Source organism: Lysobacter sp. HA18 (genome assembly GCF_054057595.1).
In genome coordinates this window covers 2,949,617-2,969,025 of record NZ_JBSRZL010000001.1, presented here as the reverse complement: position 1 = coordinate 2,969,025, position 19,409 = coordinate 2,949,617, and the positions used below count along the sequence as shown (strand labels likewise).

Sequence of the window (19,409 nt, the reverse complement as noted above, 5' to 3'; positions counted from 1 at the left end):
CGTCAGCCGTCGATGCGCCAGCTGTGCGAGTAAACGTTCATCTGCTCGCCGCGTGCGAAGGCGATCAGCGTGATGTTGCTGCGCTCGGCGAGTTCGATGGCGAGCGTCGTCGGCGCGGAGATCACCGCGACGATGCCGATGCTCGCGCACGCGGCTTTGTGCACCAGCTCGTACGACGCGCGCGAACTCAGTGCGAGGAAACCGTCGTCGCGTGACGTGCGCGCCATCGCGCCGACCAGCTTGTCGAGCGCGTTGTGTCGGCCAACGTCCTCGCGAATGCACAGCGAACCGTGCGTCACCCAAGCCGCCGCATGCACGCCGCCGCTCTTGCGATTCAGCGGCTGCGCATCGTGCAGGCGGCGCATGCCTTCGACGATGTCGCCGATGCGGACGCGGTGTTCGTCAGTGACGACCGGTGCGGGGCGCAGCGTCTGTTCCAGCGATCCCAGCCCGCACAGTCCACATCCGCTCGCGCCGACGAATTGCCGATTGCGCGACGCGAGCCGGTCGAAACAGTGCTGCGGCACCGCCAGTTCCAGAGCGATGCCCTGCGCGTTGCGACGAATCTCGACGAGTTGCAGCTGCGACGCCTCGTCGACAATCCCTTCGCTCAACGAAAACCCGAGTGCGAAATCGTCGAGGTCCGTCGGTGTCGCCAGCATCACCGCATGCGCGATGCCGTTGTAGGTGAACGCGATCGGCGCCTCGACGATGACGCTGTCGTCGAACTCGCGTCGCTCGCCGCCGTCGATGCGCAGCGCGGCGATTCGTTGCAACCCGTCGGTGTCGCTCACGACGCCACGATGTCCGGTGCGCTCGGCGTCAGTCGCACATCGATCGATTTCGACGTCGGCGTACCGGCGCGTTCGGCCACGCTGCCCAGCGGCACTAGCGGGTTGGTCTCCGGGAAGTAACTGGCGAGGCAGCCATCAGGAATGTCGTACTCGACCAGCGTGAAGCCGTGCACCCTGCGTTCGCCGTCGTGCCAGACCGAGGTGATATCGACCAGCTGCCCCGCGCGCAGGCCGTGCCGCGCGAGGTCCGCCGCGTTGATGAAACAGACGCGACGCAGGCCAAGCACGCCGCGATAGCGGTCATCGAGCCCGTAGATCGTCGTGTTGTATTGATCATGCGAACGCACCGTCATCAGCTTGAACGGCGCGACCGTCGCGTCGTCCTGCAGTGCATGCACAAAGAAGCCTGCGCGGCCGGTCGCCGTCGGAAACACGCGATCGCGTGCCGGATGATGCAGGTGGAAACCACCGGGATGGCGCACTCGCTCGTTGAAGTCTTCGAAGCCCGGCACCACGCGGGCGATGCGTTCGCGGATGCCGTCGTAGTGCGAGACCAGCTCCATCCACGGCACGCGGGTGGACGGTAACGTCGCCACCGCGAGCCGTGCAACGATCGCCGGCTCCGACAGCAGATGTTCCGACGCCGGCGCCTTCATGCCGGACGACAGATGCACCATGCTCATCGAATCCTCGACGCTCACAGCCTGCCGCCCGCCCGCCTGTTCGTCGATCTCGCTACGGCCCAGGCACGGCAGCATCAGCGCGTCGCGGCCGTGCACCAGGTGCGAGCGATTGAGCTTGGTCGACACGTGCACCGTGAGCGCGCAATTGCGCAGCGCTTCTGCGGTACGCGCGGTATCCGGCGTCGCCGCGGCGAAGTTGCCGCCCATCGCGAAGAGCACCTTGGCGCGCCCGTCGAGCATCGCCTCGATACCGGTCACGGCGTCATGTCCATGCGCGCGTGGCGGCTCGAAGCCGAACTCGCTGGCGATCGCATCGAGGAATGCCGTCGACGGTTTCTCGTAGATGCCCATCGTGCGGTCGCCCTGCACGTTGGAATGCCCGCGTACGGGGCAGGGGCCCGCACCGGGTCGACCGATGTTGCCCTTGAGCAGCAGCAGCGCCATCAACATCTGGATCGTCGCCACGCTGCGGCGGTGCTGGGTGATGCCCATGCCCCAGCACACGATGCTCGCGCGGCTCGCGTCGTAGATCGCGGCGGCTTCTTCGAGCTGCGCGCGTGTCAGGCCCGACTGCGCTTCGATCGTGGCCCAGTCCTGCGCAGCGAGGTGCGCCGCGAACTCATCGAAACCGATCGTGTATGCATCGATGAATGCGGTATCGAGCGTGCCGCGTTCGATCAGCGCCTTTGCGATGCCGGTCAGCGCGGCGAGGTCGCCACCGATTCGCGGCGTGTAGTAGTCCGTCGCGATCTTCGTGCTGCCGCCGGTGAGCATCTCCGTCGGGCTCTGCGGATGCGCGAAGCGTTCCAGCCCGCGCTCGCGCAGCGGATTGAACACGACGATGCGGCATCCGCGCTTCGCCGCCGCACGCAACTCGCCGAGCATGCGCGGATGGTTGGTGCCCGGGTTCTGGCCGAAGATGAAGATCGCATCGGCGTGTTCGAAATCGTCGAGCGTCACCGAGCCCTTGCCGCTGCCGATCTGCTCGGTCATCGCGACGCCCGAGGCCTCGTGGCAGAGGTTGGAGCAGTCCGGCAGGTTATTGGTGCCGAACTCGCGCACAAACAACTGGTAGAGGAAGGCGGCCTCGTTCGACGTGCGGCCGGATGTGTAGAACAACGCTTCGTCGGGGCTCGCCAACCCGTTGAGATGGTGCGCGACCAACGCGAACGCATCGTCCCAACCGATCGGTATGTAGCGGCCGGTCGCGGCGTCGTAACGCATCGGTTCCGTCAGCCGACCCTGCGCCTCCAGCCAGTGATCGGTCTGCGCGGCGAGGTCGGTGACGGTGTGCTGCGCGAAGAATTCGCGCGTCACGCGATGCGAGGTCGCCTCCGCCGCGACCGCCTTGACCCCGTTCTCGCAGAATTCGAACGTTGAGTTTGGATTGCGGTCGGGCCACGCGCAGCCCGGGCAGTCGAAGCCGTGGTCCTGGTTGGTGCGGAGCAGCGCGCGGGCGCCGCCGGTGACGATGCCTTCGTCGCGCAACGCCTGCCACGAGCGCCGAAGCGAATCCCAGCCGCCGGCCGGGCGCGTATACGGTTTGAAGGTCGGGTCGGTCATGGAGGAAGGCGACGGAACGGATGGTGATTTAAGCACCGCGGGCCGTTGCGGATGCAGTCAGCGCGCCCGATGCGGCCCGGACCGTGGTCGCACCGCGGGGCTTGAGCCGCTACAGTAGGGCCATGCACCGCACCGCGCCTGTTCAGTTCCCGCATGCCGACGCCGGCTGGCGATGGTGGCCCCGCGCCATCGTCCGTCCTGCCCCGTCGCCGTCCGAGGAACCCGCGCGTGCCGTCCGCCCCACGTCCTGATCCAAATCCGAACCGCCATGTCATGACCGACCGCCTCGCAGCAGTCGGCTTCGCCGTGTCTGCCCGTCCGCGTTCGACCGCCGTCGTCCCGTCATTCAAGGAGAGATCGATGCGCCGCATGTTCGCCACGCTCGCCCTGCTGTTCGCCGCAACCGTCGCGCAGGCGCAGGTCAATGCGCTGCCGCCGACGCGCCACATCCTGGTTTATGGGGATGCGCAGGCGAGGGCGATTCCGGATCGCTACCGAATCAGCGTGAACTTCACGGCGCTCGACATGGATGCCGGGGCGGCACGCAAACGTGTCGAAGACGCGCTGACCGCGACGGTCGCGCGGCTGCGCAAGGCAGACGTCGCCGAACGCGAGATCGTGGCGACGTCGCTGTCCATCAATCCCGAGCAGCGCTACGACGACAAATTGCGTACGTCCGTGTTCGCCGGCACACGCGTACGCCGCTCCTTGAACGCACGCTTCAATGACAAGAGCGCGCTTGAGAACTTCCTGTCGGGCCTGCAGACGTCCGACGAGCTTTCGGTTTCCGACATACGCACTGAGCTGTCGGACGAGCCGAAGCTGCGCGAAGCCCTGCGCATGCGCGCGATCGAAGCCACGCGCGAAAAGGCGAGCACGATCGCAAAGTCGTACGGTGCACGGCTCGGCGGTGTGTATAGCGTGTCGGATGTTGCGCCGCAGTTCGAATACGGCATCCATGAAGGCAACTGGCCGTCGCTGTACGAATGGAATTCGACCAGCCAGTCGCTCGATCGCGTCGAGGTGACGGGGTCGCGTATTGCATCGCCCGCATCTCCGGCGCCGGGGGCGACCTCGCTTCAAACCGGCTACGTCACCTACACCGACCGCATCTACGCGGTCTTCCTGCTGGCGGATTGACCCATGCTGTTGATGATCGACAACTACGACAGCTTTACCTGGAACCTCGTGCAATACCTGCAGTCGCTCGGGGCCGAGGTAAACGTGGTGCGCAACGATGAGCTCAACGTCGCGCAGATCGACGCGCTTGCGCCGGAGCGCATCGTGATCTCGCCGGGACCGTGCACGCCGAACGAAGCAGGCGTCTGCGTCGACGTGATCCGCGAGCTCGGCCCGCACGTTCCGCTGCTCGGCGTCTGCCTCGGCCACCAGTCGATCGGGCAGGCCTACGGAGGCGACGTGGTGCGTGCGAAGACGATCATGCACGGCAAGACCTCGCGCATCCGCCATGAAGGGCAGGGCGTGTTCGCCGGACTGCCGGACGCATACGAAGCGACGCGCTATCACTCGCTCGTCGTCGCGCGCGACACCTTGCCCGCATCGCTGGAAATGACGGCATGGACGGAAGACGCGGACGGCGGCTTCGACGAGATCATGGGCCTGCGCCATCGCGAGCATCCGGTCGAAGGCGTGCAGTTCCATCCCGAATCCATCCTCACCCAGCACGGCCACGCGCTGCTGAAGAACTTCCTGGAGCGCTGACATGCCGCTGACACCGCAGCAGGCGCTGCAGCGCACGATCGAGCACCGCGAGATCTTCCACGACGAGATGGTCGACCTCATGCGCATGATCATGCGCGGCGAAGTCAGCCCGACCATGACCGCCGCGATCCTCACCGGACTGCGCGTCAAGAAGGAAACCGTCGGGGAGATCGCAGGCGCGGCGCAGGTGATGCGCGAGTTCGCGATGCCGGTCGAGGTCGCCGATCGCACGCACATGATCGACATCGTCGGCACCGGAGGCGACGGCGCCAGCACGTTCAACATTTCGACGGCGAGCATGTTCGTCGTTGCCGCGGCGGGCGCGAAGGTCGCCAAGCACGGTGGGCGCAGCGTGTCGTCGAGCTCGGGCAGCGCCGACGTGCTCGAATCACTGGGTGCGCACATCGAACTGCAACCGACACAGGTCGCGCAGTGCATCGAACGCACCGGCATCGGCTTCATGTTCGCGCCGCTGCATCATCCCGCGATGAAAGTCGTGGCGCCGGTGCGTCGCGAGATGGGCGTGCGCACGCTGTTCAACATCCTGGGCCCGCTGACCAACCCCGCCAGCGCACCGAACATCCTGATGGGCGTGTTCCATCCGGATCTCGTCGGCATCCAGGTGCGCGTGCTGCAGGAGCTCGGCGCGGAACGCGCGATGGTGGTCTGGGGTCGTGACGGCATGGACGAACTGTCGCTTGGCGCCGCCACTCTAGTCGGCGAACTGCGCGATGGCGTGGTTCGCGAATACGAAGTGCATCCCGAGGACTTCGGCATCTCTATGGCGGCGAGTCGCAACCTGAAAGTCGCGGATGCCGCGGAATCGCGCGCCATGCTGATGCTTGCGCTCGACGACACGCCCGGCCTGCCGCGCGAGATCGTCGCACTCAACGCCGGCGCGGCGCTTTACGTTGCGGGCATTGCGGAATCCATCGCCGAAGGCATCGTGCTCGCGCGGCGCACCATCGCGTCGGGTGCTGCACGCGACAAGCTGCACGCGTTCGTCAAGGCGACGAAAGAGCTTTCCGCATGAGCGCCGGATTCGCGAAGACGCCCGCGCAGCCGTACTGGATCGTGACGTTCACCTCTCAGCGCAACGATGTCGGCATGCAGGACTACGCCGACGCGGCCGACCGCATGATCGAACTCGCCGCCACGCAGCCGGGTTTTCTCGGCGTCGAATCGGTACGCGACGACGACGGCTTCGGTATCACGCTGTCGTACTGGAGCGACGAGGCGTCGATCGCCGCATGGCGCGATCATGCCGAACACAGGGCGACACGCGAGTTCGGTCGCGCCCATTGGTACGACCATTTCGAAGTGCGCGTCGCCAAGGTCGAGCGCGCTTATGGCCTGAGAAAGAATTGATGAGCGACATCCTCAACACCATCCTCGCGCGCAAGGTCGAGGAGATCGAACAGCGCAGCCGCGTTCGCTCGCTGGCCGACCTGAAGTCGCGCGCGCTCGACACGCCGCCGTCGCGCGGCTTCGTCGACGCGATCCGCGCGAAGCATGCCGCTGGGCTGCCGGCGGTGATCGCCGAAGTGAAGAAGGCGAGCCCATCGAAGGGCGTCATCCGGCCGGATTTCGATCCGTCCGAGATCGCGCGCAGCTATGAAGCAGGCGGCGCGACCTGTCTGTCGGTGCTCACCGACGTCGACTTCTTCCAGGGCAGCAACCTTTACCTCGGGCTCGCGCATCGCGCGTGCTCGCTGCCGATCATCCGCAAGGATTTCACCATCGACCCGTACCAGGTCTACGAGGCGCGCATGATCGGCGCCGACGCGATCCTGCTGATCGTCGCGGCGCTCGAAGACGGCCCGCTGGTGGAGATGGCGAACCTGGCGAGCGAGCTCGGCATGGACGTGCTGGTCGAAGTGCACGACATCGACGAACTCGAGCGCGCGCTGCAGACCGACTCGCCACTGGTCGGTGTCAACAACCGCAACCTGCGCACGTTCGAGGTGTCGCTCGATACCACGATCGACCTCAAGCAGGCGGTGCCGACAGATCGAATTCTTGTGACCGAAAGCGGCATCGCCACGCAGGCGGACGTCGCGAAGATGCGCGGTGCAGGCATCGAAACCTTCCTCGTCGGCGAGAGCTTCATGCGCGAGAAGGATCCGGGCGCAGCACTGCAGCGATTGTTCGCATGACGCTGGACGGTCCGCGCTATCCGCCAGCAGCAGAGTCCGCGCCGCTGGTGGTCTTCGATTTCGACCACACGCTGTACGACGGCGATTCGGGCAGTCACCTGTTCGCATGGCTGATCCGCCGCAGTGCCTGGCGCATGTTGCTCGCGCTGCTGATCGCGCCGATCGCTGGTCCGATGATCGCGTTCCTGCCGACGCGTCGTCACGGCATCGGTGCGTTCGTCTGGGCCGGCACGGTGTTCGAGCGCGAGTCGTTCGACGTGCTGATCGATCGCTACGTCGCGCAGAACGTCGACGGCATTCGCGCGCGGCTATTGCCGGTCGCGCTCGAGGTATTCCATCGTCATCGTCTCGCTGGCGATCGCGTGGTCGTCGCCACCGGTGCGCCGCCGCGGCTTGCACGCGCGATCCTTGCGTTCGTGGCGCATGACGATGTGCCGGTGATCGGTACCGAGGTCGAGCGCGTGTTCGGCGGCATCCGCGCATCGCGCCACTGCCACCACGCGATGAAGATGACGATGCTGCGCGACGCCGGATTCACCGGCGACATCGAAGCCGCCTATTCCGACAGCACGGCCGACCTGCCGCTGCTGCAGGTCGCGAAGCATCCGGTCGTGGTCAATCCCAAAGAGAAGGGCATCGCGTTCTTCCACGAGCGCCTGCCGGCCGGCACGCCGATGCTCAACTGGGGTTGCCCCGGGCGCGCGGGCGAACCGGTAAGCGCCGACGCCTGAGTTGCGTCAGCGCGAGCGTCCGTCGAACGGCACGCGCTCGATCGACGCCAGGTCGACATCGTCGAGGCAGCGCACGTTGATCGCGGCCATCGCATTGCCGTCGGGGCTGGTGCCGAAGCCGAACGCCTGGCAGCCGCAGGTCGCGCAGAAGCGGTGTTCGATGGCGTGCTTGTTGAAGCGGTACTCGGTCGACGCGTCTTCACCGCGCTCGATATGCAGCGCGTCGCGCGGCACGAACGTCAGCAGCAGGCCCTTGCGGCTGCAGTAGGAGCAGTTGCATTCGATGACGCGTTCGATCGCGCCGTCGACTCGATAGGCGATGGCGCCGCAGTGGCAGCTTCCGGTGTGCATGAGCTCTCCTGATTGCGTGCGTGGCGCCACCCGACGATTCGAAGACGCGGCTCAGTCGCCCAGCAGCTTGGCGAAATGCAGCGACGCATCGGTATAGCCGCAGCCGCGGTAGAACGAATGCGCGCTGTCGCGGCTGCCCGCCGCGGTGACTTCGATGCGCGCGGCACCGGCCTGGCGTGCGATCGCTTCCACCTCACGCAGCAGCCGGCGACCGACGCCCTGCCGCTCGCATTCGGGCAGCACCACCAGCGCGGTGATGCGCCCCTGTTCGGCGCCGCGGGCGAGCGAATAGCGCAGCTCCATGCCGGCCAACCCGCAGGCATGGCCACCGATCTCGGCCAGCAGCAGCCGTTGGCGCGAATCGGACAGCACGACCGCAATGCGCTCGGCGGCGTCGTCGCGGGTGCAGGGATAACCGAGGACTTCGAGGAGATGGGCGACGTCGCTCGCGTCGCCGGTCCGCGCGTCACGCACGCGGATGCCGTCCGGCGTCTCCTCCATACGGGTCATCGCTTAGCGCGTGCCGTAGAGGACGACCGTCTTGCCGCGTGCGTGGAGCAGGCCGTCGGCCTGGAGCTTCTTGAGGACGCGGCCGGCCATCTCGCGCGAGCAACCGACCAGGCGCGACAGCTCCTGGCGCGACACCCGGATCTGGGTGCCCTGCGGATGGCTCATCGCCTCCGGTTCCTTCGCGAGGTCGTGCAGCGTGCGCACGATGCGGTCGGTGACGTCGAGGAAGGCCAGGCGGCCGGCCTTGCGCGAGGTATCCAGCAGGCGGCGGGAGATCTGCGCGCCGATCGAATAGAGAAGCTTGGGCGCGTCGGTCGACAGCCGGGTCATCAGCAGGTCGTAGAAGCGCTCGTGGCCGATCTCGGCGAGCTCGGTCGCGGTGCGGGTGCGCAGGGTCACCTCGCGACGGTCGCTTTCGATGAACAGGCCCATCTCGCCGACGAACTGGCCCGGGCCGAAGTAACCGAGCACCAGCTCGCGACCGTCCTCTTCCTCGTTGATGATGCTCACCGAGCCGGAGATGACGAAGTACAGCGTGGTGGCCGAGTCACCCGGTCGGAACACGTCCGTGCGGGACGGGTAGCGACGGCGGTGGCAGTGGGCGAGGAACCGGTCGATCGCCGCGTTATCGGGCATCAACGGGCTCTGGGCGCGGCGCGGCGCGTGCGGGGTTGCCAGGTCGGGGGACATGGGCCGGGCTCTATGGGAATTAACCGACTATATAGACGATTAAGCGCAAAGGGCCAATCCCGTCACTGTTCGGTTTTGTAACCCGTTCCACGCCCGATGCCGTGTCGTTCCCGGCCGTTCGTTCCCCCATCACCCCGCTTGCCCCATAATCCCGCGCCTTCGATCAGTCATCGGGATCCACCCACGTGGTCAAGCCACTGCCGCGTCTGCGGCTCCAGGGTTTCAACAACCTGACCAAGGCGCTGTCGTTCAACATCTACGACATCTCCTACGCCGCGTCCGAAGATGAGCGCCAGCGCTACATCCAGTACATCGACGAGGCCTACAACGCCGACCGCCTGACGCAGATCCTGACGGACGTCGCCGAGATCATCGGCGCCAACATCCTCAACATCGCGCGACAGGACTACGACCCGCAGGGCGCGTCCGTCACCATCCTCATTTCGGAGGAGCCGGTGATCGACAAGAAGGATGCCGGCAAGGAACTGATCTCCGACGCCGTCGTCGCGCACATGGACAAGTCGCACATCACGGTGCACACGTATCCGGAAACGCATCCGGACAACGGCATCGCGACGTTCCGCGCTGACATCGACGTCGCTACCTGCGGCGTGATCTCGCCGCTGAAGGCGCTGAACTACCTGATCGAGAGTTTCGAGTCCGACATCGTCGTGCTCGACTACCGCGTGCGCGGCTTCACCCGCGACATCAAGGGCAAGAAGCACTACATCGACCACAAGATCAATTCGATCCAGGACTACCTGGCGAAGAACATCCGCAACCGTTACGAGATGATCGACGTCAACGTCTATCAGGAAAATATCTTCCACTCGAAGATGCACCTGAAGGACTTCGACCTCGACACGTATCTGTTCGAAGAGAAGTCGAAGAACCTCTCGTTCAAGGATCGCCTAAAGATCGAAGCGCGGCTGAAGCGCGAAATCGAAGAGCTGTACCACGGCCGCAACCTAGTCGATTGATCAGGTTCGCGACGCAAAGAAAAGGCCGGCATCTCGCCGGCCTTTTTCGTTGCGGTGATGTGTGTCTTCAGATGCGGTAGGCGACGGTCTTCATCACGTTCGACGCCGCGGCCATCAGCTGCGGAATCGGCATCGGCAGCACGCGCGCGCCTGCGGCTTCGGCGTCGTCGGCATGGCGGACCTCGTCGTCCTTCATCACTTCGAGGATCGCGCGGCTGCGTGCGTCCGCTGCGGGCAGCGACGCGAGGTGCTCGTCGATATGCGCTTCGACCTGGCGCTCGGTCTCGACGACGAAGCCGAGGTTCCAGCCGTCGCCGCGCAGGCCGGCCGCGAGACCGATCGCGTACGAACCGGCGTACCACAGCGGGTTGAGCAGGCTGGGCCGGCTGTCGAGTTCGCGCAGGCGTTCGGCGCACCAGGCGAGGTGATCGGTTTCCTCCTGCGCCGCGTGCAGCAGGTGCTCGCGCGTGCGCGCGTCACGGGCCACTGACGCTTGCCCGACGTACAACGCCTGCGCGCAGACCTCGCCGACATGGTTGATGCGCATGAGCCCGGCGGCGTGCCGGCGTTCGGCGTCGTCGAGCACGAGGTCGCCCTGCGTGGCGGCCGGACTCGCGCGCATCGCCGGCGGATCGCCTGCGACGGTTTCGAGCGCGCGCTGCGCGGTGTCGATCCAGCGATCGAGTGGCGAAAGGCGTCGGGTCTGCATGGGTGCAGTCTACCGGGGCGCTAGGTCCGGACTGTCGAGGTGGGCGGCGGGGGACCGGGCGAATGGCGCACGGACCAAGCGGCACTTGGCTGCCTCCGTCGGGCGGGCTGCGAGCTAGTGTGGCCAAGAGGCGGGCACGGCCGCCGCTCCCGGCGGCGTCTTGACGCGGCTTGCACAGGGTGGGGCAGGCCGGCTAGAATTCCGCTTCTTTGTTCGCGGGACTCCGGTCCCCCACAACGCGCGGCGAAGTTCGGAGGCCCTCCGGGGTTCCCAATCAGCCCGACCAGGCACCTACTCAAGAGTTTTGTCATGAAAACCTTTATCGCCAAGTCCGAGACCGTCCAGCGCGACTGGTATCTCGTCGACGCTTCCGGCAAGACCTTGGGCCGTCTGGCCTCGGAGCTCGCCCGCCGTCTTCGCGGCAAGCACAAGCCCGTCTTCACCCCGCACGTCGACACCGGCGACTACCTCGTCGTCGTCAATGCCGACAAGATCGCGGTGACCGGCAACAAGCTGCAGGACAAGAAGTACCACCGCTTCACCGGCTACGTCGGCAACCTCAAGACCGAGTCCCTCGCCCAGGCGATGGAACGTCATCCTGAGCGCGTGATCGAGATCGCCGTGAAGGGCATGCTCCCCAAGGGACCGCTGGGCCGCGCGATGTACCGCAAGCTCAAGGTCTACAAGGGTGCCGAGCACCCGCACGCCGCGCAGCAGCCGCAGCCGCTCGATATCTAAGGTCCGACGAACATGGCAACCCAGCAGAATTACGGCACCGGCCGCCGCAAGTCCTCCACCGCCCGCGTGTACCTGCGCAAGGGCGACGGAAAGATCACCGTCAACCAGCGTCCGCTCGACGAGTTCTTCGGTCGCGAGACGGCGCGCATGATCGTGCGCCAGCCGCTCGAACTGACCAACTCGACCGACAAGTTCGACGTCGTCGTGACCGTCGCCGGCGGCGGCATCACCGGTCAGGCCGGTGCGATCCGCCTCGGCATCTCGCGCGCGCTGGTCGAATACGACGAAGCGCTGAAGACCGACCTGCGCCGCGCCGGCTTCATGACGCGCGACGCCCGCGAGGTCGAGCGTAAGAAGGTCGGCCTGCACAAGGCACGTCGCGCCACGCAGTTCTCGAAGCGCTAATCGCGCTTCGCAGGATGCTGACGGGCTTGCCGTCAGCATCCACCGCGTTAGAATTTGCTCCATAGCCCCGTCGCCAAGCGGTAAGGCACCTGACTCTGACTCAGGCATTCGGTGGTTCGAATCCATCCGGGGCTGCCAAACACGGCTGAACAAGCCAACCGAAGACCCGCCGCGTGCGGGTCTTCGCGTTTTCGGGGTCAGGAGCCGCCATGGTTGCCCGCTTTCCACCGCCCGTCGTGCCGCTGGACGTCGCCAGTGAGCGATTGCGCGAGCGCGGTTATGCGGTGGTCGACGCCGATTCGATCGCGACGCTTGCCGGTTCGCGCATCGATGCATTGCGCACGATCGATACGTCCTGGAATTCGCTGCCGCCCGACACCTATCTGCGCGACGGCGGTCGTTATCGCTATCGCCGGCACTCGTGCTTCGTCGTCGACGGCGATTCGATCGCGCAGGCGCCGCATCGCGCGCACTGGCAACCGCTCGACTACAACGCGCTGCACGGCGGCATGCATCGCTGGTTCGAGCCGATCGGCGATGACGTCGCCAATGCCTCCGGTTTCGCCGGACTGCTGCACGGGCTCGGCACGCTGTTCGCATCGATCCGCAAAGAGCCGCGCTGGTTTGTCGAAGCGCACCAGTTCCGTATCGACACCGCGGGCGGGCTCGGCCGGCCCACGCCGGAGGGCGCACATCGTGATGGTGTCGATTTCGTCGCAGTCGTCATGGTTGGGCGACATCACATCAAGGGCGGCGAGACGCGCGTGTTCGACGCGAACGGCCCCGCGGGCGAGCGCTTCACGCTCGAGGAGCCGTGGTCGGCCCTGCTGCTCGACGACACGCGCGTGATCCACGAGTCGACGCCGATCCAGCCCGGCGATGGCGACGACGCTTCGGGTCATCGCGACACGCTGGTGCTCACCTACCGCGCGCACGCGTTCCAAGGCGACGACTGACCCGGCGTCGCGCGTTCCGGGACGACCGTTACAATTGAAACCATCGCGCCGCGGGCGCCCGTCTCTGGAGCATGCGATGAAGCTGGGATCCCTCAAGGAAGGCGGCCGCGACGGCACGCTGATCGTCGTTTCGCGTGACCTGTCGCGCGCGGTTCGCGCCGACGGCATCGCGCCGACGATGCAGCGCGCGCTCGAGGATTGGTCGAACACCGCGCCGCGCCTCAACGCGCTGTACGAGTCGCTGAATGCCGGCACCGCCGACGGCGCGTTCGACGTCGACATGGCCCAGCTCGCCGCGCCGCTGCCGCGTGCGTATGAATTTGTCGACGGCTCGGCGTACCTGCCGCACGTCGAGCGCGTGCGTCGTGCGCGTGGCGCCGAGGTGCCGCAGAGCTTCTACGTCGATCCGCTGATGTACCAGGCGACCAGTGCCGGCTTCTACGGCCCGCGCGATTCCGTGCGCGTGCCGAGCGAGAGCTACGGCATCGATCTGGAAGCCGAAGTGATCGTGATCACTGATGACGTGCCGATGGCGGCGACGCCTGACGAAACCGCCGCGCACATCCAATTGATCGGCTTGGTCAACGACGTCTCGCTACGCAACCTGATTCCGGACGAGCTCGCCAAGGGCTTCGGCTTCCTGCAGAGCAAGCCGCGTTCGGCGTTGAGCCCGGTGTTCGTCACGCCGGATGAGCTCGGCGACGCGTGGCAGGGCAACAAGGTGCATCTGGCGATGGTGACGCATATCAACGGTGCATGGTTCGGCGCGCCCGAGGCCGGCGTCGACATGCAGTTCGACTTCGCACAGCTCGTCGCGCATGCCGCGAAGACGCGTCCGCTGTCGGCTGGCACGATCGTCGGTTCGGGCACGGTGGCGAACGAGGACACGTCGCTCGGTGCGTCCTGCTTCGCCGAACGCCGCGTGGTCGAGACACTGGAGCAGGGCAAGCCGTCGACGCCGTTCATGTCGTTCGGCGACACCGTGCGCATCGAGATGATCGGCCGCGACGGCGCGAGCGTCTTCGGCGCGATCGAGCAGCGCATCGAGCCGCATACCCGCTGAGGCAGCGCGGACGGCCGGCACGCCGCCTTCGCGCCGGCCGGTTAAGGTGGCCCTCTGTCTTCGCGGAGACGTGTCGTGAGCGAACCGCTGCGGCTTTATTCGTACTGGCGATCGAGCGCCGCGTATCGCGTGCGCATCGGGCTGGCGCTCAAGCAGCTGGCGTACGAGATCGTGCCCGTGCACCTGCTGCGCGACGGCGGCGAGCAGCACGCTGATGCGTATCGCGAGACCAATCCGCAGGAACTCGTGCCGGTGCTGCAGCATGGCAACCGGCTGTACCGGCAGTCGATGGCGATCCTCGAATACCTCGACGAGACCTGGCCGGAACCACCGCTGCTTCCTGCACTCGCGCGCGATCGCGCCCGTGCACGTGCGCTGGCACAACTCGTCGCCTGCGACGTGCATCCGCTCAACAACCTGCGCGTGCTGCAGTACTTCGAGCGCGAATGGAACGTGCCGCAGGCCGAGCGCGACGAGTGGGTCAAGCACTGGATCGTGATGGGACTCGAGGCGATGGAAGCGTCGCTGATCGATCATCCGGCGACCGGCGAGTTCTGCGAAGGTGACATCCCGACGCTCGCCGACTGCTGCCTGGTGCCGCAGCTCTACAACGCGCGACGTTTCGGCGTCGACATCGACCGCTGGCCGACGATCGCGCGCATCGAGACGGCCTGCCTCGCGTTGCCGGCGTTCGACAACGCGCGACCGGAGAAGCAGCCCGACTGTCCCGAAGCGCAGCGCGCGTAGCTCGACGTCTCCATCGATGAAATAAAAACGGCGGCCCGAAGGCCGCCGTTTTCGTATTGCACCGCGAACGCGTCAGAGCGCCGGGTTGTACATGTCCGCGTACGGATCGTGCTCCGCGCCCGCGCCTTCGGAGAGACGGAACTTGAGCGCGAGGCCGTCGCGCGAATCGGCCGCGCGCAGCGCGCTTTCCATGTCGACGCGGCCTTCCTTGTAGAGCCGGAACAGGCACTGGTCGAACGTCTCCATGCCGTCTTCCAGCGACTCTTCCATCGCCTGCTTGATCTCGTGCACCTGACCGCGACGCATGAGGTCGCGCACGTGCGGCGTGTTGATCAGCACTTCGGTCGCAGGCAGGCGGCGGCCTTCGACACCGACCACGAGACGCTGGCTCACCACCGCCTTGAGGTTCAGCGCGAGGTTCATCAGCACGTTCTTGTGCGCGGGTTCCGGGAAGAAGTTGAGGATGCGCTCGAGCGTCTGGTCGGCATTGTTCGAGTGCAGCGTCGCCAGGCACAGGTGGCCGGTTTCGGCGAAGGAAATCGCCGCTTCCATGGTCGTCGCGTCGAGGATCTCGCCGATCAGGATCACGTCCGGCGCTTCGCGCATCGCGTTCTTCAGCGCGTTGTGGAAGGTATGCGTATCGAGACCTACCTCACGCTGGTTGACGATCGACTTCTTGTGCTTGTGCAGGAACTCGATCGGATCCTCGATGGTGAGGATGTGGCCGGCCATGTTGCTGTTGCGATGGTCGATCATCGACGCGAGCGTGGTCGACTTGCCCGAGCCCGTGCTGCCGACGATGAGCACCAGCCCGCGCGGCGAGGTGATGATCTCCTTCAACACCTGCGGAAGCTGCAATTCCTCGATCGACGGGATCACGTTCTTGATCGCGCGGATCACCATGCCGACTTCGCCGCGCTGCTTGAACACGTTGACGCGGAAGCGCCCGGAGTCGGGAATCGCATATGCCATGTTGAGCTCGAGGTTCGTCTCGAACTCCGGAACCTGGCCTTCGTCCATCAGCGAATAGGCGATTTTCTTGACCATGCCCGAAGGCAGGCCTGTATTGCCCAGCGGCTGAAGCTTGCCTTCCACCTTGATGTAGACCGGAGCCCCCGTCGTCAGAAACATGTCCGACGCATTCTTCTCCGTCATCAGCTTCAGGAAGTAGCCGATGTCCATGCAATCTCCTTTGTATGGCAATGCAGGTTTGCGCCGGTACAGCCGGCATGGCCACAATGACCGCGCGTCCCCCAACGCCACGATCCGGGTCCCCAATGCGTCCAAGCTTCGCATATCCGCGCAACGCGCTTCTTGCTGCCGTTCTCACCGTGGCACTCGGAGGTTGCGCGACATTGCCGCCCCCGACCGGCGAGCTGACGGCGGCCCAGCAGGCGGTGGCGCGGGCGGCACAGGCCGATGCGGACCAGTACGCAGGCGCCGACCTGGCCACCGCGCAGCGCGAGCTGTCGCAGGCGCAGGCCGCGATGTCCGCCGGCAAGGACGACGATGCGCGCCGCCTCGCGGTGATGGCGGCCGCGGACGCCGACCTCGCGTCCGCACGCAGCCGCGCCGCCGTAGTCGCAGCCGCTCGCGCTCAACGCCAGGCCGAAGTCGCCGACCTGCAGGCCAAGCTGCAGGTCGACGCCGATACCGCGGCTCCGCTTCCGATGGCCCCGGCCGACGCCACCGGCAACTACGCCGGCCGCCTGCAGGCGCTAGCCGCCGATCCGCGTCTCGCCGACGCCGCGCCGCTCGAACGCTCGCAGGCGCAGCAGGCGGTCGACGCACTGGTGACCGTCAAGACCAAGCAGCGCCCGGCCGCCGAGGCACTGGCCGAGCGCCGGGTCCGCGCCGCCGAGCTGGCCGCTTACGCCCAGGCCATGCAGCGCGACAGCGACCGTCTCGAGCGTACCTATTCCGAGCTGCAACTCGAAGCCACCCGCCGGGAAGCCGCGGCCGCCCGCGCCGAGGCCGATCGCCTGCGCATGGAGGCCCAGATGCAGGCCGAGGAAACCGAGCGCCTGCGCCAGCAGGCCGCCGAGCAAGAGCAGGCCCGCGTCGACGCCGAGACCGCATTGCAGGGCGCGACCACCGCCCAGGTGGCCAAGCTGTCGGCCGCCCGTGAGAAGGAGCTGAAGCTCGCCCGCGAGGAGGCCGAACTGGTCGCAGATGCCAAGCTCCCGCCGATGAAGCGCGACCTGCGCGGCGAAGTCTTCACGCTGGCCGGCGATGCCTTCGCATCCGGGCAGGCGACCCTGACCGCGGCCGCTTCGGCCAGCCTGAAGGCGCTCGCGCACTACATCGACGTCTCGCGCGCTGCCGCCGTCCGTATCGACGGCTACACCGACAACCAGGGCGACGCCGCGGCGAACGAACAGCTGTCGCAGCGCCGCGCCGCCGCGGTCCGGCAGGCTCTCGCCGCGGGCGGTGCAGGCAGCGTCCGCATCGATGTCGCGGGCCACGGCGCGGCACAGCCGGTCGCTGACAACGGCAGTGCGGCAGGACGCGCGAAGAACCGCCGGGTCGAAGTGGTCCTCACGCAGAAATAGCGCGTTTTTAGCGGGTTTAACGGCGTTTTCGCATCGCCTTCAGGCACGTGACGACCGGCTGTCGGCCTCGTCCCAGTGCTGCTTGCCGGACCCGGAATGCGGGAGTACGGTCGATTCGTCGGAGCCATTTCCGCTCCGTCGCAACGCCGGGTCGCGCACCGCCGGCAACTCCAAGCGGGCATGCGGCCTGGCCATCACCGTCTCCGGCGGTCGATGCCGCCGGATGCATGTGCCGAGGAGGTTTGCATGTTCGAAGAACGGTCCGCGAACGAGCTCGACGGGCTCATCAACGCCCATCCCGAGTTCAAACAGCTCTATCAGCGCCATCAGGATCTCGACCGTCGGGTCATGAATGCCGAACTCGGCATCAGTCCCGTCGATGACCTCGAACTCACGCGGATGAAGCGCGAAAAGCTCCACGCCAAGGACCGCCTGGTCCGACTGGCCGACACGCTGCTTCACTGACGGGTTCGCCGCGCCGTCGCCAGCGCACGTTGGCGACGGTCGCCGGGCCGCTAACGCGCGGCCGGTAGAATGGCGCGATTCCCGGCAGCACGGATCCGCCATGCCTGTACATCAGTCTGTTCTCGAGTTGATCGGCGCGACGCCGGTCATCAAGGCCCAGCGCCTCGACACCGGCGTCTGCGAGCTCTACCTGAAGCTCGAGAGCCAGAACCCCGGCGGGTCGATCAAGGACCGCATCGGCCTCGCCATGATCGAGGCCGCGGAAAAACGCGGCGACATCAAGCCCGGCGACACGCTCGTCGAAGGCACCGCGGGCAACACCGGTATCGGCCTCGCCCTCGTCGCGCAGCAGAAGGGCTACAAGCTCGTGCTCGTCGTGCCGGACAAGATGAGCCGCGAGAAGATCTTCAACCTCAAAGCGATGGGCGCGCAGGTCGTACTGACCCGCAGCGACGTTGCCAAAGGTCATCCCGACTACTACCAGGACATGGCCGCGCGCATCGCCGCGGAAACGCCCGGCGCGTACTTCATCAACCAGTTCGGCAATCCGGATAACCCGTCCGCACACGAGTTCGGCACCGGGCCGGAAATCCTTGCGCAGATGGCGGATGTGGGCGGCGTCGATGCGATCGTGTTCGGTTGCGGCAGCTCCGGCACGATGACCGGCCTGTCGCGCTGCTTCGCCGAGAAGTCGCCGCATACCGAGCTGGTGCTGGCCGATCCGGTCGGCTCGATCCTCGAGGAATACATCAACCGCGGCACGCTGTCGGAGAAGTCGGGCAGCTGGATGGTGGAAGGCATCGGCGAGGATTTCCTGCCGCCGATTTCCGACTTCACCCGCGTCAAGAAGGCGTACGCGATTTCCGATCGCGAGAGCTTCCTTACTGCACGCGAGTTGCTGGAAAAAGAGGGAATTCTCGGCGGTTCGTCGACCGGTACATTGCTCGCCGCTGCGCTCAAGTACTGCCGCGAACAGACCACGCCAAAGAAGGTTCTGGTGTTCGTCTGCGACACGGGTAACAAGTACCTGTCGAAGATGTACAACGACTACTGGATGCTCGACAACGGCTTCATCCAGCGCGAGCAGGCCGGCGATCTGCGCGACCTCATCCTGCGCCCGTATTCGCAGCGCGATACCGTCGTCGTCGGCGCGAACGACCTGCTGGTCACCGCATACCAGCGAATGAAGCTTTACGACGTCTCGCAGCTGCCGGTGATGGACGGCGACGAACTCGTCGGCATCGTCGACGAATCCGACGTGCTGCTGCACGTGTACGGCGACGAGCAGCGCTTCCGCGATCCGGTATCGACCGCGATGGTCAGCAAGCTCGACAAGATCGACGTTCGATCCCCGATCGAAGCGCTGCTGCCCGTGTTCGATCGCGGGCACGTGGCGATCATTTCCGACGGCCCGCGCTTCCTGGGCTTGATCACGCGTATCGACCTGTTGAATTACTTACGCCGACGCGTGCAGTGACGAGCCCAGAGGCGCGACGGTTCGTCGAGGCGAAGGCTGTTGTTGTCGCAAGTCGAAATGTGAAGGCCGCGGGCCCTATGTGAATTGGGGCCGGCTAACCGGCCGGTGGTAGAATCG

22 protein-coding genes and 1 tRNA gene are annotated in these 19,409 nt (G+C 66.2%); 16 read left to right on the top strand and 7 right to left on the bottom strand.

Features of this window, described 5'->3' with window-relative positions:
* Positions 1 to 2: 2 nt before the first annotated feature.
* On the bottom strand, positions 3 to 794 hold the full coding sequence (fdhD, locus tag ACVWWW_RS14470; RefSeq protein ID WP_036140985.1) for a formate dehydrogenase accessory sulfurtransferase FdhD: 792 nt from the start codon (positions 792 to 794) through the stop codon (positions 3 to 5).
* Positions 791 to 3,040 carry an FdhF/YdeP family oxidoreductase gene (locus ACVWWW_RS14465; RefSeq protein WP_027081781.1) on the bottom strand — a complete coding sequence of 750 codons (2,250 nt, stop codon included), beginning with the start codon at positions 3,038 to 3,040 and terminating at the stop codon, positions 791 to 793. Before ACVWWW_RS14465 ends, fdhD begins: the two co-directional genes overlap by 4 nt.
* A gap of 360 nt (positions 3,041 to 3,400) precedes the next feature.
* Between ACVWWW_RS14465 and ACVWWW_RS14460 the strand changes: the two genes are divergently transcribed.
* The 6 genes from ACVWWW_RS14460 to ACVWWW_RS14435 are packed head-to-tail and all read left to right on the top strand — an operon-like array spanning position 3,401 to position 7,649.
* Positions 3,401 to 4,180: an SIMPL domain-containing protein gene (locus ACVWWW_RS14460; RefSeq protein ID WP_196804303.1), complete on the top strand. Its 780-nt coding sequence runs from the start codon at positions 3,401 to 3,403 to the stop codon at positions 4,178 to 4,180.
* 3 nt (positions 4,181 to 4,183) lie between these two features.
* Complete coding sequence (locus tag ACVWWW_RS14455; RefSeq protein WP_027081783.1) at positions 4,184 to 4,762, top strand: aminodeoxychorismate/anthranilate synthase component II; 579 nt, start codon at positions 4,184 to 4,186, stop codon at positions 4,760 to 4,762.
* 1 nt (position 4,763) lies between these two features.
* On the top strand, positions 4,764 to 5,795 hold the full coding sequence (gene trpD, locus ACVWWW_RS14450; protein WP_027081784.1) for an anthranilate phosphoribosyltransferase: 1,032 nt from the start codon (positions 4,764 to 4,766) through the stop codon (positions 5,793 to 5,795).
* Positions 5,792 to 6,130: an antibiotic biosynthesis monooxygenase family protein gene (locus ACVWWW_RS14445; RefSeq protein WP_027081785.1), complete on the top strand. Its 339-nt coding sequence runs from the start codon at positions 5,792 to 5,794 to the stop codon at positions 6,128 to 6,130. The genes trpD and ACVWWW_RS14445 overlap by 4 nt, the downstream gene beginning before the upstream one ends.
* Complete coding sequence (gene trpC, locus ACVWWW_RS14440) at positions 6,130 to 6,918, top strand: indole-3-glycerol phosphate synthase TrpC (protein WP_027081786.1); 789 nt, start codon at positions 6,130 to 6,132, stop codon at positions 6,916 to 6,918. The genes ACVWWW_RS14445 and trpC overlap by 1 nt, the downstream gene beginning before the upstream one ends.
* Complete coding sequence (locus tag ACVWWW_RS14435; protein ID WP_027081787.1) at positions 6,915 to 7,649, top strand: haloacid dehalogenase-like hydrolase; 735 nt, start codon at positions 6,915 to 6,917, stop codon at positions 7,647 to 7,649. Before trpC ends, ACVWWW_RS14435 begins: the two co-directional genes overlap by 4 nt.
* A 6-nt stretch (positions 7,650 to 7,655) precedes the next feature.
* On the opposite strand, the gene ACVWWW_RS14430 is transcribed toward ACVWWW_RS14435, so the two are convergent.
* The 3 genes from ACVWWW_RS14430 to crp are packed head-to-tail and all read right to left on the bottom strand — an operon-like array spanning position 7,656 to position 9,200.
* Positions 7,656 to 8,000 (bottom strand): GFA family protein, encoded by a 345-nt coding sequence (locus ACVWWW_RS14430; RefSeq protein WP_027081788.1) that lies wholly within the window; start codon positions 7,998 to 8,000, stop codon positions 7,656 to 7,658.
* A 51-nt stretch (positions 8,001 to 8,051) separates the two neighbouring features.
* Complete coding sequence (locus ACVWWW_RS14425) at positions 8,052 to 8,510, bottom strand: GNAT family N-acetyltransferase (protein WP_081671915.1); 459 nt, start codon at positions 8,508 to 8,510, stop codon at positions 8,052 to 8,054.
* A gap of 3 nt (positions 8,511 to 8,513) precedes the next feature.
* Positions 8,514 to 9,200 carry a cAMP-activated global transcriptional regulator CRP gene (crp, locus tag ACVWWW_RS14420; protein WP_027081789.1) on the bottom strand — a complete coding sequence of 229 codons (687 nt, stop codon included), beginning with the start codon at positions 9,198 to 9,200 and terminating at the stop codon, positions 8,514 to 8,516.
* A gap of 185 nt (positions 9,201 to 9,385) precedes the next feature.
* Here crp and speD point away from each other — a divergent pair, with 185 nt between their 5' ends.
* Positions 9,386 to 10,180: an adenosylmethionine decarboxylase gene (gene speD, locus ACVWWW_RS14415; RefSeq protein WP_027081790.1), complete on the top strand. Its 795-nt coding sequence runs from the start codon at positions 9,386 to 9,388 to the stop codon at positions 10,178 to 10,180.
* Positions 10,181 to 10,247: 67 nt separating this feature from the next.
* On the opposite strand, the gene coq7 is transcribed toward speD, so the two are convergent.
* The gene (gene coq7 / locus ACVWWW_RS14410) at positions 10,248 to 10,889 is read right to left on the bottom strand and encodes a 2-polyprenyl-3-methyl-6-methoxy-1,4-benzoquinone monooxygenase (protein WP_027081791.1); all 642 of its coding nucleotides are present in this window, start codon (positions 10,887 to 10,889) and stop codon (positions 10,248 to 10,250) included.
* Positions 10,890 to 11,198: 309 nt separating this feature from the next.
* Here coq7 and rplM point away from each other — a divergent pair, with 309 nt between their 5' ends.
* The 6 genes from rplM to maiA all read left to right on the top strand — a co-directional run bounded on the left by rplM (position 11,199) and on the right by maiA (position 14,798).
* A complete protein-coding gene (gene rplM / locus ACVWWW_RS14405; protein WP_027081792.1) occupies positions 11,199 to 11,627 on the top strand; it encodes a 50S ribosomal protein L13 in 429 nt (142 codons plus the stop codon).
* A gap of 12 nt (positions 11,628 to 11,639) precedes the next feature.
* Positions 11,640 to 12,032, top strand: coding sequence for a 30S ribosomal protein S9 (rpsI, locus tag ACVWWW_RS14400; RefSeq protein WP_027081793.1), 393 nt, complete (start codon positions 11,640 to 11,642; stop codon positions 12,030 to 12,032).
* Between the two features lie 63 nt (positions 12,033 to 12,095).
* Positions 12,096 to 12,170, top strand: a tRNA-Gln gene (locus tag ACVWWW_RS14395).
* A gap of 71 nt (positions 12,171 to 12,241) precedes the next feature.
* A complete protein-coding gene (locus ACVWWW_RS14390; RefSeq protein WP_051234666.1) occupies positions 12,242 to 12,988 on the top strand; it encodes a 2OG-Fe dioxygenase family protein in 747 nt (248 codons plus the stop codon).
* 76 nt (positions 12,989 to 13,064) lie between these two features.
* The gene (locus tag ACVWWW_RS14385) at positions 13,065 to 14,051 is read left to right on the top strand and encodes a fumarylacetoacetate hydrolase family protein (RefSeq protein ID WP_027081795.1); all 987 of its coding nucleotides are present in this window, start codon (positions 13,065 to 13,067) and stop codon (positions 14,049 to 14,051) included.
* Between the two features lie 75 nt (positions 14,052 to 14,126).
* The gene (maiA, locus tag ACVWWW_RS14380) at positions 14,127 to 14,798 is read left to right on the top strand and encodes a maleylacetoacetate isomerase (RefSeq protein WP_027081796.1); all 672 of its coding nucleotides are present in this window, start codon (positions 14,127 to 14,129) and stop codon (positions 14,796 to 14,798) included.
* A 72-nt stretch (positions 14,799 to 14,870) separates the two neighbouring features.
* On the opposite strand, the gene ACVWWW_RS14375 is transcribed toward maiA, so the two are convergent.
* Positions 14,871 to 15,980, bottom strand: coding sequence for a PilT/PilU family type 4a pilus ATPase (locus ACVWWW_RS14375; protein WP_027081797.1), 1,110 nt, complete (start codon positions 15,978 to 15,980; stop codon positions 14,871 to 14,873).
* 20 nt (positions 15,981 to 16,000) lie between these two features.
* Here ACVWWW_RS14375 and ACVWWW_RS14370 point away from each other — a divergent pair, with 20 nt between their 5' ends.
* The 3 genes from ACVWWW_RS14370 (at position 16,001) to ACVWWW_RS14360 (ending at position 19,292) form a co-directional block, all read left to right on the top strand.
* Entirely contained in the window at positions 16,001 to 17,350 is a 1,350-nt protein-coding gene (locus ACVWWW_RS14370) for an OmpA family protein (protein WP_456998724.1), read from the top strand.
* 246 nt (positions 17,351 to 17,596) lie between these two features.
* Positions 17,597 to 17,815: a YdcH family protein gene (locus ACVWWW_RS14365; RefSeq protein ID WP_027081798.1), complete on the top strand. Its 219-nt coding sequence runs from the start codon at positions 17,597 to 17,599 to the stop codon at positions 17,813 to 17,815.
* A 100-nt stretch (positions 17,816 to 17,915) separates the two neighbouring features.
* Complete coding sequence (locus ACVWWW_RS14360; protein ID WP_027081799.1) at positions 17,916 to 19,292, top strand: pyridoxal-phosphate dependent enzyme; 1,377 nt, start codon at positions 17,916 to 17,918, stop codon at positions 19,290 to 19,292.
* Positions 19,293 to 19,409: the final 117 nt, after the last annotated feature.

What these genes read in the sequence shown, in the direction of transcription:
- ACVWWW_RS14375 (WP_027081797.1), bottom strand. Translation starts at nt 15,980, where the DNA reads ATGGACATCGGCTACTTCCTGAAGCTGATGACGGAGAAGAATGCGTCG.
- ACVWWW_RS14460 (WP_196804303.1), top strand. Translation starts at nt 3,401, where the DNA reads ATGCGCCGCATGTTCGCCACGCTCGCCCTGCTGTTCGCCGCAACCGTC.
- rplM (WP_027081792.1), top strand. Translation starts at nt 11,199, where the DNA reads ATGAAAACCTTTATCGCCAAGTCCGAGACCGTCCAGCGCGACTGGTAT.
- trpD (WP_027081784.1), top strand. Translation starts at nt 4,764, where the DNA reads ATGCCGCTGACACCGCAGCAGGCGCTGCAGCGCACGATCGAGCACCGC.
- crp (WP_027081789.1), bottom strand. Translation starts at nt 9,200, where the DNA reads ATGTCCCCCGACCTGGCAACCCCGCACGCGCCGCGCCGCGCCCAGAGC.
- ACVWWW_RS14465 (WP_027081781.1), bottom strand. Translation starts at nt 3,040, where the DNA reads ATGACCGACCCGACCTTCAAACCGTATACGCGCCCGGCCGGCGGCTGG.
- coq7 (WP_027081791.1), bottom strand. Translation starts at nt 10,889, where the DNA reads ATGCAGACCCGACGCCTTTCGCCACTCGATCGCTGGATCGACACCGCG.
- ACVWWW_RS14365 (WP_027081798.1), top strand. Translation starts at nt 17,597, where the DNA reads ATGTTCGAAGAACGGTCCGCGAACGAGCTCGACGGGCTCATCAACGCC.
- ACVWWW_RS14425 (WP_081671915.1), bottom strand. Translation starts at nt 8,510, where the DNA reads ATGACCCGTATGGAGGAGACGCCGGACGGCATCCGCGTGCGTGACGCG.
- ACVWWW_RS14370 (WP_456998724.1), top strand. Translation starts at nt 16,001, where the DNA reads ATGCAGGTTTGCGCCGGTACAGCCGGCATGGCCACAATGACCGCGCGT.
- ACVWWW_RS14360 (WP_027081799.1), top strand. Translation starts at nt 17,916, where the DNA reads ATGCCTGTACATCAGTCTGTTCTCGAGTTGATCGGCGCGACGCCGGTC.
- ACVWWW_RS14390 (WP_051234666.1), top strand. Translation starts at nt 12,242, where the DNA reads ATGGTTGCCCGCTTTCCACCGCCCGTCGTGCCGCTGGACGTCGCCAGT.
- ACVWWW_RS14385 (WP_027081795.1), top strand. Translation starts at nt 13,065, where the DNA reads ATGAAGCTGGGATCCCTCAAGGAAGGCGGCCGCGACGGCACGCTGATC.
- ACVWWW_RS14435 (WP_027081787.1), top strand. Translation starts at nt 6,915, where the DNA reads ATGACGCTGGACGGTCCGCGCTATCCGCCAGCAGCAGAGTCCGCGCCG.
- ACVWWW_RS14430 (WP_027081788.1), bottom strand. Translation starts at nt 8,000, where the DNA reads ATGCACACCGGAAGCTGCCACTGCGGCGCCATCGCCTATCGAGTCGAC.
- trpC (WP_027081786.1), top strand. Translation starts at nt 6,130, where the DNA reads ATGAGCGACATCCTCAACACCATCCTCGCGCGCAAGGTCGAGGAGATC.
- ACVWWW_RS14455 (WP_027081783.1), top strand. Translation starts at nt 4,184, where the DNA reads ATGCTGTTGATGATCGACAACTACGACAGCTTTACCTGGAACCTCGTG.
- rpsI (WP_027081793.1), top strand. Translation starts at nt 11,640, where the DNA reads ATGGCAACCCAGCAGAATTACGGCACCGGCCGCCGCAAGTCCTCCACC.
- ACVWWW_RS14445 (WP_027081785.1), top strand. Translation starts at nt 5,792, where the DNA reads ATGAGCGCCGGATTCGCGAAGACGCCCGCGCAGCCGTACTGGATCGTG.